Genomic DNA, 14633 nt, shown 5'->3' with positions numbered 1-14633 from the left:
CGACACTCCATGGGGGGCAAACGCTCGCGTTCGCTCGCTGCCCTCGCGGCTCGCTCGCTGCCCTCGCGGCTCGCTTCATTCTCGGTCACGCCGGTTGCTGAGGAGCGCAACCGTCGCGCCCTCGGTTCGCCGCTTCGAGCGTCTCGGAACCATGGTGGGCTCGCACACAGGTTGCGCGCCGCGACGAGGACTGCGGCTACACCAAGAGAGGGAGGACACATGGTGAAGCTCCGAATCCGAGAGGCTCTACTGGCGTTCGTTCTCGTGCTCTCGTGCGGCCTCATGTCGCCCCTGCATTCTCAGGTCGCGCAGGATGACACGGCCGTCCGGGAGATGTGGGCTGCGTTCGAAGACCTTTTCCAACAAGGTGACTCGGAAGGCATCGGCCGCATGTACACCGAAGACGCGGACCGTAGAAACGGGCAGGCCATCTTTGCCAGCGGCAGAGCGGAGGTCCAACAGATGTACGAGGACATATTCGTGGCCCGTCCGACCCGCCAGGAGCCTTTCGACCAGCGTACTCGGTTCGAATACGACGTCCGCTTCCTTCGGCCGGACGTGGCCCTCGTGGACGGCTTTTACATCCAGCCGAGCGGAGCGAGGGGTCCGTTTACCGTGGTTGCCACACGAGAGGACGGCACGTGGATGATGGCCGCGGGACGAGCAGGACCCACAATCGACTGAGCCACTGTGGCTGACAACCGCCGACGTTGGCCGTCCATATGCACCGGCGCTTAACACTCGGTTGCGGCTGACGCTCGCATTCGCTCGCTGCCCTTCGCGGGCTCGCTCGTCTCTCGGTCACGCCGGTTGCTGAACCGCGCAACCGTCGCGCCCTCGGCGAGCCCGCTCGGGTAACCCGCCTTGGGTGGTCGTGAGCATGGCGTGGGAAGAAGAGTCGGTGTAGTCTCGTCGACGTGAGTCCGACTCACGAGCGGCGGGCTACACGCAACCGAAACCGTTCTATGAGAGCGTTTGGTTGGTTGGCCATGTGATGAGCCGGTCCAAGCGATAAAGGCTCTTGCGAAAATGCGATGTCACTCGGGCTGATCCGGGTAACGCGCGCAGCGCATGCCGGACCAACGATACGGAGAACCTGAATGAGATTCGGAATGTCCTGGCTCGATTGGAAGCTCGGCGGCCGCATGCTCGTGAAGTACCCGGGTCTGTCCGTCATTGGTGGGCTCGCGCTGGCGGCGGCAATCGGGCTCGGAGCCGCCTGGTTCGAGGTGACGCAGCAGTATGCGAAGCCACACCTGCCGTTCGCGGATGGCGACCGGATCTTACGCATTGACCTGTTTGATGCGGCCGCTTCGCGAGTCGAGCCACGCGCACTCTATGACTTCGAGCTCTGGCGTGAGCAGCTGACCTCCATCGGCCAATTGGGCGCTTATCGCACGTTCGAGCGCAACCTGATTACGGCTGATGGCAGCGCGCAGCCGACTACGGTCGCAGAGATCAGCCCCTCGGCTTTCCCGCTGACAGGCGTGGCACCGTTGTTGGGTCGTACACTGAGCGAGGCGGATGCTCAGCCGGGATCGGCTGAGGTCGTAGTGATCGGCTACGACGTCTGGCGGAGCCGGTTCAACGGTGAGCGCGATGTCATAGGTCGTACCGTCAGCCTCGCACGCACGCCAGCGACCATCGTGGGCGTCATGCCCGAGGGTTTTCGCTTCCCGGCCAGGCATCAGGTGTGGGTGCCGCTGCGACTGACCAGCACGCAGCCACTCGAAGGACTACCCGTCAGCGTTTTCGGCCGACTCACGGATGGAGCCACGCTCGAGTCCGCACAGGCCGAGTTGACTACGATCGGCCAGAGTACCGCGGCGCAGCATGCGACGACGCATGCCCGGCTCCGGCCACGCGTCTCCCTGTTCGCGGCGCCTCCTTCTTGGTCGCCTCAGTCGGACCTCGCCCGGCTGTCCAACATCATCGCCTGGCTAATTCTTGCCACTGCATGCGCAAACGTCGCGACGCTCGTGTTTGCGCGGACCGCGACGCGTGAAGCGGAGCTTGTCATGCGCAACGCGCTGGGTGCTTCGCGGGCTCGCATCATGATGCAGCTCTTCGTCGAGGCATTCATGCTGTGCACGGCCGCCGCCATAGTCGGACTCACGGCCACGTATCTCGCATTCGAATACGTGGCTGACCTATTGCCCGTGCTTGGCATTGACTTGCCGTTTTGGTGGCAATTCAGGCTTGGCCCCGCGACGGTACTTTACGCGGCTGTTCTCGCATTCGTTGGTGCCACCCTGGTGTCTCTCTTGCCGGCCATCAAGGCGACGAGACCGCGGGTGCAGACCGCCCTCAGCACGATCGCGAGCGGCGGCACGAACATGCGGTTCGGCGGTGTATGGTCCGCCGTGATCGTCCTGCAGGTCACCGCCGTGTCATTGTGCCTGCCCATAGCCCTTGATTCAGCCATAGGTTCATTGCGCAAGGAAGCCTCCGTCTTTCCGGGCCATGAATACCTGACAGTACGAACGGCACTCGATTTGGCCCCGACAATGACAATGGCCGACGCGCGAGCACACCGCTTGGGCGTCTATGCGGAGTTGGAGCGTCGGCTCGAGGCCGAACAGTCTGTCGCTGGCGTTACCTTCGGCACCGGCATGCCGGGTCTGCCGCACGCAGTGCGGCAGGTGGAGGCTCAACGAGGTAGCGGGCCGCCGTTCCTCGTCAATGGGAGTATCGAACGCGACCGCGTCTGGGTTGCATCCGTCGACCTCTCCTTCTTCGAGGCGGGCGGCTTACCGCTGCTCGCTGGACGTGCATTCCAGCCAGGCGATCTCGATGCCGAGAACGCCGTCATCATCAATGAATCACTCGCACGTAGCATTGGCGGTAACGCGTTGGGCGTGCGCCTGCGGTATCGCACCAGCGATGCTGCCCAGGCCGACGCATGGTATGAAGTCGTCGGCATCGCGCGCGACTCGGGCATGGACCGCGGCGAGAGCGATTTTGTGTACCTCCCGACGTCCGTGGCTGATATGTCCCCAACGTATATTACTGTTCACGTGTCAGGTGATGCCGGCGAGTTTGCGCCAAGGCTGCGTGAGATCGCTACACAGACGGAGCCCGGCCTGCGACTATACGATCTGCTGCCATTGGATCATGTGTTGCGCCGCGGAGATCCGATCGCGATCCCGGCGATATCGGCGGTGGTCGTTGTCACGTTCCTGATCATGGCATTGTCGGCGGCGTCTTTGTATTCGCTCATGTCCGTCGCGGTCACGCGTCGCACCCGCGAGATCGGCATCCGACTCGCTATTGGCGCCAGTTCGCGAGCAGTGCTTGCCGCCGTTTTAGTGCGTGCGGCCACGCAAGTGGGAATAGGCATTGCTGTCGGCAATGTGCTGCTTCTGCCGATGATGGCTGCGCTTGGCAATAGTGAACCGATTATGACCATGCTGCCATCGATGCTTGGCGCTTCCGGCATCATGTTGCTGGTGGGACTGATCGCGTGTGGCGTGCCGGCTCACAGAGCGCTCCGCATCCATGCTAACGAGGCGATCCGCTACAGCGGATGATGTGGCGCGACTTCGGTGGATCTCGGCCGCGCATTCTGACCTCATGGGCATGTGACCAATGGATTATGCATAACGCTGTGATCCGGAGGCAGCGCCTTCACATAACAACGCGTGTGCCGGCTGCGGCCGCTGGCGCGGCCTCCGCGCAACCTTCGCGCTGTGGCGCTCAGGGTTCGGCAACGCTGGAACGTTCTGTGACATAGGCCGCTGATGAGGATGCTGCAGTTCAAGGACACGATGAAGGTCGGCTGCAAATCAGGGCTTAACGATTTCGGATCAAATCTCCGAATTTCATGATTGCCCGCCGGGCGGGGCCTCCCTACGTTACGGGATCATGAGCTTTGCCTACTCATCTGCAGCCTGAGTAGGGTCTTTCACCGGTCGCTAAAGCGACAGGAGGGGAATGATGGGACACGGAGGCAAAGTGCATCTCAATGTGACCTTCACGGTTCCACCGGACTTGGTCGCGGAGGGCGATCGACTTTTTGCCAGCCACGGACCGTGGATGGAGACGAGTCACCCCAGATCAGGCGAGCTTGCGCTTCTTTCATACTGCGTGTCCAAAGGTCCGGAACTCTCCAATCCCCTCGATCCGAATTCTGAGCTAACGGGAAGCACGGTCTACGTGCTCGATGAGGTGTACGAATCCGAGGCGGCCGTGGCGAACCACTGGAAGCTGGGCTCTGAGAGTTGGGCGGATTTCGGGGCGTTCGTGTCGTGGGCAGGCGGGGTTAAGGTGACCGCACAGCATAGAGGTCGGATCGTCAATTCGCTTGTCTAAAGGGCCAGATCTCGAGAGAGCGCCATCGAGCCCTCCGGTGTCCCGGACGCAGGTCATGGGACTCCGCCGAGCCGGTGTCGAGCGACGGTGAGGATGGCCGGTAGTTCCCCGCGAAGCCGCGTTGGACCGGTGATCGTCGTGGTTTCACCTGGGGCACTCAGCAGGGCCATGACCTTCGATCTCGAATGATCGCCAGAGGGGTTGAGATCCAGGAGTTTTCGTCCTTACGCATGTGAGGGTGGGCCCACGAGGAGCCCTACGTCACATAACTTCGCGTGTGCCGGACACGGGCCTTGCGGCCCTCCGCTGCAACCCTTCGGCTCGTCACGGCCCGTGCGGGGCACGGGTCGCGCCGAGCTCTCCGGGTTCGGCAACGCTAATTCGTTGGACACGGGCACTACCAGTGTCGGGCTTGCGAGTACCAAGAACGTCGAGTCACCAACGGTTCCCCGAAAAGCCGGCAGGCGCGACCTTACGCTGTATGAGCGAGAGGTTCGCACGGCCGCCTTGCCCCGCTGCGCCTAAATGATTCAGTTATTGCTGAAGCTGATGACACTTCTTCCGCAACTCGCCAATGCAGCGACTCTCACCGCCTCTCGCCGCGTTCGTCGAGGAGGTCGCGCTCTTCCTCGAGCCGGGCGGCATGCCCCGAATCGCCGGTCGCATCGTTGGCTACCTGCTCGTGTGCGATCCGCCTCACCGCTCGGCAGCGCAGCTCGCCGAGGAGCTCAGCGTAAGCAGAGGATCCGTCAGCACGATGGTCCGCATGCTTCGCACCACAGGTCTGTTGGAGCCCGCACCGGTTCCTGGCGAGCGGGCGATCCATCTTCGCCTGAGCGACGACGGCTTCGAGGCCGTTTTCGAGCACCAGATCCGGCAGGTCTCGGCTTTCGGCGAGCTCGCGAGTAAGGGTCTTACGGTCTTGCGTGGAGCACCGTCGGAGCGCACCCGCCGGCTAAGGCTCCTAGCAGCCCTCTACGGCTTCTACGAGCGCGAGATGCCTGGACTCTTGGAGCGGTGGCGGACGGAGAGGGCGCGAATCATCAGGGATTTCGCGGCGGAAGGTTCCGAATGATTCGAGTCGAATCGCTGTCCTTCACGTACCCTCGCAGCACCGGGCCTGCCGTCCAGGATCTGTCGTTCACAGTGGCCGAGGGAGAAGTGTTCGGGTTCCTGGGACCCAGCGGAGCCGGGAAGTCCACCACCCAGAACATCCTCATCGGCCTGATCCGGGGGTTCGAGGGGAGTGCGACCGTCATGGGCAGGTCACTCACCGAGTGGGACAGCACGTACTATCGGCGAATTGGCGTGTCCTTCGAGTTTCCGAACCACTACCTGAAGCTGACGGCGCGCGAGAATCTGGAGCTGTTCCGGGCGCTCCACGGTGGTGCGACGGAGAGTGTCGAGACGTTGCTCGACATGGTAGGCCTGTCCGACGCGATCGACGTGAGAGTGAGCGACTTCTCGAAGGGCATGAAGAACCGCCTCACGTTCACCCGGAGCCTCCTTCACAGACCGCGGCTGTGGTTTCTCGATGAGCCCACGGCCGGGTTGGACCCCGTCAACTCGCGGCGCATCATGGAGATCATCGAGTCTCGACGTCGGGACGGAATCACGACCTTCCTCACAACGCACGACATGGTGGTGGCTGACAAGCTCTGTGACCGCGTCGGGTTCATCGTGGGCGGACGGTTGGAGGTCATCGACACCCCTCGGTCACTCCGACTCCAATATGGAACGAGGGAGGTCCGCGTCACCTGGGAAGAAGATGCAGGGCCCCGATCAGCCATGTTTCCGCTGGACCGCCTCGCAGATGACGCACCCTTTCTCGAGACCCTGCGCACTCATCGTATCGAGTCGATCCATTCGCAGGAAACGACCCTGGAGGACGTCTTCATCCAGGTCACCGGGACGTCCTTGGCGTGAGACGACTCGGTGCCGCCCTGTGGCTAGACGTACGAGTGCAAGCCCGGAGCCGCCTCTATGTGATCGGTCTGCCCGTCGCCTTGATGCTCGGGATCAGTGTCAGGCTTCTCATTCCCGCCGAGATTAGCGGCCGGTTCCTGAGCGCCTTCTGCCTCGTCGCGATTGGAGGCACCACCTACATGTTCGGGGCGAGTATGGTGCTGCTCGAGAAGAGTGAGCGCACGCTGGAGGCGCTGCGCACGAGTCCTCTGACGGCCCCCTACTACCTCGCCTCGAAGGCCCTCACCCTCTCGGCGTTTGCGCTCGTGGAAGCTGTGATAGTGGTAGGCATTGCGGGGCGCGGCGCCGTCGTGGCGCCGGTCCCCTTCGTGGTCGGAGTCCTGGTGCTGGGCGTGGCGTACACGCTCATCGGCATTGGACAGGTCGCCTCGTTCGAGAGCGTGACCAGCTTTCTGTTCCCGGGAGCGTTGGTCGTCACGCTCGTGCTCCAGCTGCCGATCTTCTACGCGGCGGGCATAGGGCCGACCGCTGCCTGGTACGCGATTCCCACCGAAGCGCCGCTGCTGCTCATGATGGCGGCCTTCGAGCCGCCGCGGGGCGGACAGTGGCTCTACGCTCTCGGCGTCTCCGTCGCGGGCCTCGGAGCTTCCTATATGTTCGCGCTTGCTCGGGTTCGCTCTTGTATCGGCCTAGCGGCGCGCTAGCCATGTCCTATGTCCGCGCCATGCGGGGCCTCTTTCGGGCCGACGCCCTGCGAGTTGCCCGAGATCGCTTCCTAGTCGGTGCCGCGGTCTACCTGTTCGCAACGGGGGCCGCCATGCGATGGGTTCTCCCCGCAGTAGCCGCGGGAGTGCGGCGCCGATGGCAGGTCGATCTCGAGCCCTACTTCCCCTTGATCACGAGCTATTTCGTGATCGGCTTGGGCGCGATGGCCGTGGGCGTGGTGGGGGGCTTCATCCTGCTCGAACTGCGAGAAGAGCGGTCTATCGTCGCATTGCGGGTTTCGCCCTTTCCGCTGCGCCTCTACGTGGCCGGTTTCTCGCTCATCATCGCCCTCGTCGGCGCGGGCGTAGCCCTAGCGGAGGCGGCCATCATCGGCCTCGGCCTGCCACCATGGAACATGCTGCCCGCCATCGCTCTGGTAGGTGGCTCGGGGGCGTCCGTCGTCGCCATGTACCTCGGCGCCTTTCCTTCTAACAAGGTGGAGGCATTCGCGCACATGAAGTTCGTGAGTGTCGTCGCCGCGGTGCCGCTGGGCGCGTACTTCCTTCCTGGCTCGTGGCAGTACCTGGCGTGTCTCGCACCTCCGTTCTGGACGATGAAGGCGTGGTGGGTCGCCGAAGCCGGAGGCGGCAGCTGGCCAGTCTGGACCGTTGGAGGCGGGCTGACCACGATGGGACTCGTGACGTTCTTCTCTTCACGTTTCCAAGCGGCGGGATCGGCCTCCTCAGGTAGCTGAGGAGTGCCGCCGAGCGATCCCCAGACGTGTGGCGATCGCGGGGTCCGCGTCAGCGCGCGGTTTCACCGGGTGGCCTCACGCTGCATGAGCGGGAAACCCTCGTAACATGTAGTGGAGGGACGACGATAAGCGGGCGGGGGCCCGGCGTCCTATAACAAACGGGTGCCGGCTGCGCTCACTACGTTCGCTCCGCTGTACATTGCCCTTTGACGTGGCTGGAGCGTGAGCGGTATAGGTGCATCTGCTACGGGCAGGTTCGTGCCGCTAACACGACGGGCAACGTCGGCACCCTAAGAACGTTGTACGAAATTGCTTTGGTGGGGCGCTACACTTCAAGAACGGGTGCAGCCGTGAGGGATCCAAAGTTTCGAGAGAGGTACGACGAGCTCGAAGCCAGGATGAGATCCCTCGCAAGGTCCGACGGAGACATCTATTTGCCCAACGTCGCGCCGATGGGCCCCGTCAATTTTGTGTTTCTATGTATGGAGCCCTCGCTGGGCAGATGGGCCAGCTCGGCGGAAGAAGCCGAGCGAAAGATCGCCTCCGGGTTTAGGAATTTTCTTGACTCTCCTGACGACATGGTTCTCCATTATGCTATCCGCGAATATCTGTGCAGGGGCGATCTCACGTATCACATCACCGATATCTCTAAGGGCGCGATGCTCGTCGAGAAGGCAAGGGGAGACAGACAGGCGCGGTACGCTCGATGGCATAAGCTCTTGGAAAGGGAGATCGCCCTTGTCGCGCGCCAGGATGCCCGCTTCTTCGCTGTGGGTAAGGAAGTAGGACGGCACTTGGAGTTGCACAGGTTCCTACATCGCTATGATGTGATTCTCCACTACTCCAGCTTAGCGGCCAAAGCACGGAATGATGGAATTCGAGGGCACGAGCAGGAGTTCGAGAGCTTTCGTGCCACACTTCATCATGAGGATTTCGTCAGAACGGCTACTCTGGTGTTGAGGGAATCCGCACTGCCGTCGGAGATGCAAGACGCCATTCTTCAGCGTATCAAGAAGGCAGGCCTTTCAGCGTCGAGGGTGAAGCTGCTCTTCAATTACAAGGCTGCCTTTTGCAATGCTAATGCGGCTGAATGAACATACGCGCGATAGAGTTGGGGTGAGGAGCGAATCGATGGGCCGCGGGCGTACACGCAACTTCCGATAACAACGCGTGTGCCGGCTCCGGGCCTGCGGCCCTCCGCTGTAACCCTTCGCCTTGTCACGTGCCGTGCTGAAGCACGGCAAGCGCCAAGACTCAGGGTTCGGCAACGCTGGAACGTTCTCGGAAACAGATTGCTTGGCCCGCGGTGAGGTGAGGGCGATGTTGGAAGGGACCATTATCGTGTCCGGTCTTCCGGCGAGCGGCAAGTCGACGATCGGACGACATCTCGCCGAAGCGATGGGTGGGCCGATGCCCGACAAGGATGACTTTCTCGAGGCCCTCTTCGACGAGGTTGGTACGGGAACGGTTGAGCACAGGGGAAGACTGAGTAGGCGGGCCGATCAGCTGTTCATTGCGCAAGCGTCGTCCTCATCCAGTTTTGTCTTGGCATCGTGGTGGCGGCATCCCAAGGCCGACTCGGAATCAGGAACGAGAGTCGAATGGCTATGCACGTGAGGTGGGCCGCTCGTCGAAGTGCATTGTGAGTGCCGGTGGGACGTGGCCGCGCGGAGGTTCTCCGCGCGCGTCCGTCACCCAGGTCACTTGGATGCAGAGCGATCCGAGTTCCCGGTGATGCGGGAGTTCAAAAAGCTGGCCGAGCTCGGTCCGCTCGGCATGGGAGCACTCGTACCCGTAAGCACGTGTGCCGACTTGGCGGTTGCTGAGCTGCTGACGAGGATCGAGAGCTGTTGGAGCGGGGCGTGACCTGGCGCGCCGTGCTCGCCTTCCTGCTTTTGCCCGGGATCGTCGCGTATCTCGTGCCCTATCTGATGGCTCCAGCGGCCCTTGAGCGAGCATCGTGGCAGTGGTTGGGTGCCTTACTGCTCGCAGCGGGGAGCGTCGCTCTTCTTCGATGCGCGCGTGAATTCCGCACGAGAGGGGAAGGTACACTCGCACCGTGGTCACCCCCCAGGAGGCTTGTGACAACCGGGCTCTACCGTCGATCGCGGAATCCGATGTACGTTGCGGTTCTCGTCGTGTTGATCGGGTGGTCGGTCTGGTATCGGTCTCTTGCTCTGGGCTTGTACACGGTAGCCGTCGCGGGAGCGTTCCATTTGCGGGTACTTCTCTATGAGGAGCCGAAGCTGGAGGAGACGTTCGGTGCGGAATGGCGAGGGTACCGTGAGCGTGTGCGCCGATGGCTGTGAGTTATTCCATTGAGAACCGGAGAGAGGCTACGGTGAAGCTCGATCGGACGCTCAGAGATCTGCCGGACGTAGTGAATCACTATCGCGCCGGTGGAGAGGGCGAGAGGCTGTCGCACGGTCCGGGTGAGCTCGAGCGCCTGCGTACCGAGGAGGTCCTGTCTCGTTCATTTCCCAATCCGCCTGCGAGGATTCTGGACGTGGGCGGGGGGCCAGGCACCTACGTTTTGTCCCTATTGGACCGGGGCTTTGACGTGCATCTGATCGACTTGGTCCCGGAGCACGTTACGGATGCCGGGCGGCTATTCGAGGAGAGGGGGCACACCGGTAGGGCGAGCGTCGGCGACGCCCGAGAGCTGGATGTCGAGAGCGAGAGCCGTGATGCCGTGCTGTTGCTGGGCCCTTTGTACCATCTGTTAGAGCGCGAGGACCGCCTGCGTGCTTTGGGGGAGGCCCGACGGGTCGTCCGTCCTGGTGGCCACGTCTACGTGGCCGCGATCTCTCGCTATGCCTCCGTGCTGGATGGATTCGCACGTGGCCTGGTCCGTGATCCCGAGTACGTCAGCATGATGCTGGAGGACATCCGGACGGGACGTCACAAGAATCCGCCTGGAAAGGACTATTTTACGACGGCCTACTTCCACACGCCCGACGAGTTCACAGCGGAGATCAGAGACTCGGGCCTGGACCTGCTGAACGTGGTTGGCGTCGAAGGCCCGTTCTGGTGCTTGAGCGACTTCCGAGGGCGGTGGGAGGACATGGCCACCCGTCAGCTGATGCTGAGCACTTTACGAGATTTGGAGTCCGAATCTTGGGTATTGAGCATGAGCGCCCATCTCCTTGCCACAGCCTGGCGACCCTGAGGCGGGGCGCTTCGGCGCCTTGTTGGCGACGATGCGGCAGGCCCTTGGCTGGAACCGGGCGGGGTCGTCCAGCCTAGCGATGCCGTTCACGATGCCCATCCAGGTCTCCTGAGTGATGTCACGAGCCGCAACGCCGTTGCGCGCGTGCGGACGTTGGAGCTTGGCCGTAGCCCCGGAGAATGTCGCGGTAAGCCATTCAGCCAGAGCCGAGGGGTTCGCCCGCGCGCGAACGCGCCGCTTCTGAGAATACCCGACTTGCACTTCGCTCGCTCGCCCTTCGGGTGGTGCGCGGCGGGCACTGCGGTTGCATACTGCAAGCTTGTGCCCTGGTAGCCGCGCACCCGCAAGTCGGAACCGTTATCTGAAACTGAGCGCCGCATTGGAGAAGCGCTCGCCGTCGACGGTAGATCTCAGAGTTCCATGACCAGCTTCAAGCCCGCATCGACGTGCGCCATGAGCTTCGGAGGGACGCGGCCCACGCGCTCCGTGAGATAATCCTTGTCGAGCGTGACGATCTGGGTGACGTTCGCGACGGAATCCTTGGGCAGCCCGCTCGCTCTGGCAGAGATGAGCACGTTACCCGGTGCATCCAGCAAACGCGTCTTCGACGTGAGGATCACACCAATTACGGTGCGGAGTCTGCTGCGATTGAACGAATCGGCTTGAACGATGAGGAGGGGTCGTCGTAGGCCTGGTTCGGATCCCCGGGGCTCGTCGAGATCGGCCCACCAGATTTCGCGACGCTGCACTACCACTCAGCCGATCCCACGCTCTTCGCCTGCGCCGAGCGAAGTGCCGGATCGACGCCGCTCGGCTCCTCAGAATAGACTTCGTTGAGCTTGCCTGTGACATCCGCGCCCCGGTGCTTGGCCAGGTACTCGGCGACGGCCGTGGCGTAGAGCTCGCTCCTCGACATGCCAAGGCGCTCGGCGAGCGCATCGGCCGATTCGAAGAGTTCGTCAGGTAGGGATACTGCGGTCTTCATACTGACATCATACCCTGGTATGATTACCCGGTCAAGATACTCGATTTGCGTCTGCCGGCTCGAAGCTACGATGCATCGGGTGACATCTGCGCGGACATGGGTCCAAGAGAACAGTGAGCGGCGCTCAGCATCAAATAACGCGTGTGCCGGCTCCGGGCCTTTGGCCCTCCGCGGCAACCCTTCGCCTCCGTCACGCCTCGTGCGGGGCACGAGCCGCGCCGAGCTCTCCGGGGCAACGCTAATTCGTTAGACAGAAGAGATGCCCCGGGGGTGTATGGTGGCCGTCAGGCTCTTAGCCACCGAGGATCTCGTTCAGGCCCTCGATGACGCGAGCGACCTCCTCGTCCGAGACCCGAGCGATGCGGCGCCCGATTCGTTCTGCCGCCAGCGTCCGAATCTGGCTGATCTTGATCCAGGATTCCTTGGGAAGCCCGTCCGCCTTGGACTCCAACGTGAGGGGAAATCCTGCTCGGGGCTGCTGACTCGTGAGCGCGACTGCGATCACCGTTCCGGATCGCTCGTTGAAGACGTCGTGGCTCAGAATAAGGACCGGGCGATGGCCTGATTGTTCGTGACCGCGAGTGGGGTTCAGGTCGGCCCACCGAATTTCGCCTCTCAGTATTTGGGCCACGAAGCGAGCTCCGAGTCCATGCCTTCCTCGGCAAAGGCCTTTTCCTCGTGGCGATCGAGCTTCGCGGCCTCCCGAGCCAGTCGGGTGCGTGCCAACCGCTCCAGCTTCTCGGCGATGGCAGCCTCAATGGCCTGGCTCCGATTCGGGAACCGGCGTTGGGCGATCAGCTCATCAAGCTCCCCGAGGATCTCAGAGTCGAGTGTCACGGCAACCTTTGTCTTCGGCATGAGCTGCCTCCCGGGTAGTATGACATAACATCATACCGTCGCCTTCCGTACAAGGCAAGGCTCACCGAGCCTCTGGCTAACAGGCGCATGAAGCTGGCGCGGTCGGCATTCCGGTAGAATCCTTCAGCACCCGGGCGCGCAGCTTACGCGCCAACCGTTAGAAAGCCGGAGATAACGTCGGAAAAGCCGTGGTACACGGCATCGGTGGGTGCGAACGGCCGAGGAGGACGAGACGGCGAGATTGCTATCGCGAGTTGGCTGGGGGTATGATGCACCCTTCTGAAGATCGCAGGGCACCCCCATACGAGAGATGAGCTCATGGCCTCCCCCATGATGAAGAAGCTGGATGAATCCCTCGTCGAAGTGGACCTCTCCAATCTCGCGAGCGAGCTCCAGGGGGCCCTCCTGCTGCCGGACTCCGAAGGATACGACGAGGCGCGCACGCTTTGGAACGCGATGGTCGACCGGCGGCCTGCCGCCATCGTCGAGTGCCTGGGGGCGCAGGACGCGGTTCGGGCCGTGCGCTTCGCCGGAGATCACGGGCTCCTTCTCTCGATCTGCGGAGCGGGCCATAACATCGCGGGTAACGCAGTGTGCGAGGGAGGCCTCATGATCTCCTTCAAGAAAATGAGAGGTGCGCAGGTCGATGCGGCCGCGCGCACCGTGTGCGTCGAGCCCGGGGCCACGCTTGGTGACCTCGATGCGGCCACGCAGGCTCACGGTCTCGCCGTGCCCACTGGCATCAATTCCACGACCGGTGTGGCCGGCCTGACGCTGGGTGGAGGCTTCGGGTGGCTGAGCAGAAAGTACGGGATGACCATCGACAACCTGATTTCGGCGGACGTGGTCACCGCCACCGGCGAACTCGTGCGGGCGAGCGACGACGAGAACGCCGATCTGTTCTGGGGGCTGCGGGGTGGTGGAGGCAACTTCGGTGTGGTCACGTCGTTCGAGTTCCGGGCCCACCCTGTAGGTCCCGAGATCCTGTCCGGGCTCATCGTGCACCCGATCGCCGACGCACGAGAGGTGCTCCACGCCTATCGCGACCTCATGGCGGAGGCCCCCGACGAGGTGACGGTGTGGGTGGTGATGCGGAAGGCGCCGCCTCTGCCGTTTCTCCCGGAAGATGTCCATGGAACCGAGGTCTTGGTCCTTGCCGCGATGTACGCGGGCGACATTTCAGATGGTGAGAAAGCCCTTGCGCCACTGAGGGCCGTCGGGCATCCCATTGCCGACGTGATCGGGCCCAACCCGTTCGCAGGATGGCAGCAGGCGTTCGACCCCCTGCTCACACCAGGGGAGCGCAACTATTGGAAGACCCACGATTTCACTCTACTCAGCGACGACCTCATCGACACGGTCCTCGACTACGTCGGACGCCTTCCAGACCCTCAAAGCGAGGTCTTCTTCGGTCAGTTGGGCGGCGCGCAGGGTAGGGTTCCCGACGACGCCACGGCCTATCAGGGGCGCAAGTCGGCCTTCGTCATGAACGTGCATGGTCGCTGGTCCGATCCCGCGAAGGACGATGCCAGCATCGCCTGGTGCCGTGACCTCTTCGGGGCGACTGCACCTTTTGCGACCGGTGAGGCCTACGTGAACTTCATGACGAGCGAGGAGGGGGATCGCCTTGAAGCTGCCTACGGTGACAGCTATCAGCGGTTGGTGGAGCTAAAGAACCGATACGACCCGGGGAATCTCTTCCGGATGAACCAGAACATTCCGCCCACCGCCGGGCGATAGCCGCCCGAATGACGAGGGGCTCGGACCAGGTAGGGAATTGGCGTGAGTCTGCGGCGGCTCTCAGCATCCCTGCGCTTCATGGACGTGACGCCACGGTTGCTTGAATTGAATTGGTTGTCCACAGGTGGACAACGCCGTGTAACGTTTCTAGGGTACCGGCGCGGGGGGGGGGGGGGGGGGGGGGG

The 14633-nt window shown here is 62.8% G+C and carries 15 protein-coding genes; 11 read left to right on the top strand and 4 right to left on the bottom strand.

Annotation, left to right across the window (positions count from 1 at the left end):
* The first annotated feature begins 219 nt into the window (after positions 1–219).
* From WEG36_02270 to WEG36_02225, 10 genes are all read left to right on the top strand, one after another.
* Positions 220–684: a DUF4440 domain-containing protein gene (locus WEG36_02270; protein MEX1256420.1), complete on the top strand. Its 465-nt coding sequence runs from the start codon at positions 220–222 to the stop codon at positions 682–684.
* 428 nt (positions 685–1112) lie between these two features.
* Complete coding sequence (locus tag WEG36_02265) at positions 1113–3530, top strand: ABC transporter permease (GenBank protein ID MEX1256419.1); 2418 nt, start codon at positions 1113–1115, stop codon at positions 3528–3530.
* A gap of 424 nt (positions 3531–3954) precedes the next feature.
* Positions 3955–4311: a hypothetical protein gene (locus WEG36_02260; protein ID MEX1256418.1), complete on the top strand. Its 357-nt coding sequence runs from the start codon at positions 3955–3957 to the stop codon at positions 4309–4311.
* Positions 4312–4885: 574 nt separating this feature from the next.
* Positions 4886–5386: a MarR family transcriptional regulator gene (locus WEG36_02255; GenBank protein ID MEX1256417.1), complete on the top strand. Its 501-nt coding sequence runs from the start codon at positions 4886–4888 to the stop codon at positions 5384–5386.
* Positions 5383–6237 carry an ABC transporter ATP-binding protein gene (locus WEG36_02250; protein MEX1256416.1) on the top strand — a complete coding sequence of 285 codons (855 nt, stop codon included), beginning with the start codon at positions 5383–5385 and terminating at the stop codon, positions 6235–6237. Before WEG36_02255 ends, WEG36_02250 begins: the two co-directional genes overlap by 4 nt.
* Positions 6234–6941 (top strand): hypothetical protein, encoded by a 708-nt coding sequence (locus tag WEG36_02245; GenBank protein ID MEX1256415.1) that lies wholly within the window; start codon positions 6234–6236, stop codon positions 6939–6941. The genes WEG36_02250 and WEG36_02245 overlap by 4 nt, the downstream gene beginning before the upstream one ends.
* Positions 6942–6943: 2 nt before the next feature.
* Positions 6944–7696, top strand: coding sequence for a hypothetical protein (locus tag WEG36_02240; GenBank protein MEX1256414.1), 753 nt, complete (start codon positions 6944–6946; stop codon positions 7694–7696).
* A gap of 317 nt (positions 7697–8013) precedes the next feature.
* Positions 8014–8790 (top strand): hypothetical protein, encoded by a 777-nt coding sequence (locus WEG36_02235; protein ID MEX1256413.1) that lies wholly within the window; start codon positions 8014–8016, stop codon positions 8788–8790.
* A 768-nt stretch (positions 8791–9558) separates the two neighbouring features.
* Positions 9559–10005, top strand: coding sequence for an isoprenylcysteine carboxylmethyltransferase family protein (locus WEG36_02230; GenBank protein MEX1256412.1), 447 nt, complete (start codon positions 9559–9561; stop codon positions 10003–10005).
* Between the two features lie 32 nt (positions 10006–10037).
* Positions 10038–10865, top strand: a complete 828-nt coding sequence (locus tag WEG36_02225; protein ID MEX1256411.1) for a class I SAM-dependent methyltransferase — start codon at positions 10038–10040, stop codon at positions 10863–10865.
* A 410-nt stretch (positions 10866–11275) separates the two neighbouring features.
* Here WEG36_02225 and WEG36_02220 read toward each other — a convergent pair whose 3' ends face one another.
* The 4 genes from WEG36_02220 to WEG36_02205 form a co-directional block, all read right to left on the bottom strand.
* Positions 11276–11614, bottom strand: a complete 339-nt coding sequence (locus WEG36_02220) for a type II toxin-antitoxin system PemK/MazF family toxin (GenBank protein ID MEX1256410.1) — start codon at positions 11612–11614, stop codon at positions 11276–11278.
* Positions 11614–11850, bottom strand: coding sequence for a ribbon-helix-helix protein, CopG family (locus tag WEG36_02215; protein ID MEX1256409.1), 237 nt, complete (start codon positions 11848–11850; stop codon positions 11614–11616). The genes WEG36_02220 and WEG36_02215 overlap by 1 nt, the downstream gene beginning before the upstream one ends.
* A gap of 292 nt (positions 11851–12142) precedes the next feature.
* Positions 12143–12481, bottom strand: coding sequence for a type II toxin-antitoxin system PemK/MazF family toxin (locus tag WEG36_02210; GenBank protein MEX1256408.1), 339 nt, complete (start codon positions 12479–12481; stop codon positions 12143–12145).
* Positions 12466–12708 carry a ribbon-helix-helix domain-containing protein gene (locus WEG36_02205; protein MEX1256407.1) on the bottom strand — a complete coding sequence of 81 codons (243 nt, stop codon included), beginning with the start codon at positions 12706–12708 and terminating at the stop codon, positions 12466–12468. The genes WEG36_02210 and WEG36_02205 overlap by 16 nt, the downstream gene beginning before the upstream one ends.
* Before the next feature lie 318 nt (positions 12709–13026).
* Here WEG36_02205 and WEG36_02200 point away from each other — a divergent pair, with 318 nt between their 5' ends.
* Positions 13027–14448 carry an FAD-binding oxidoreductase gene (locus WEG36_02200; protein ID MEX1256406.1) on the top strand — a complete coding sequence of 474 codons (1422 nt, stop codon included), beginning with the start codon at positions 13027–13029 and terminating at the stop codon, positions 14446–14448.
* Positions 14449–14633: the final 185 nt, after the last annotated feature.

Source organism: Gemmatimonadota bacterium, from assembly GCA_040882465.1.
GTDB lineage: Bacteria > Gemmatimonadota > Gemmatimonadetes > Longimicrobiales > Gaopeijiaceae > JBBEBG01.
The sequence above is the reverse complement of the archived record's forward strand: the minus strand, read 5'-3'. Positions and strand labels throughout refer to the sequence as shown.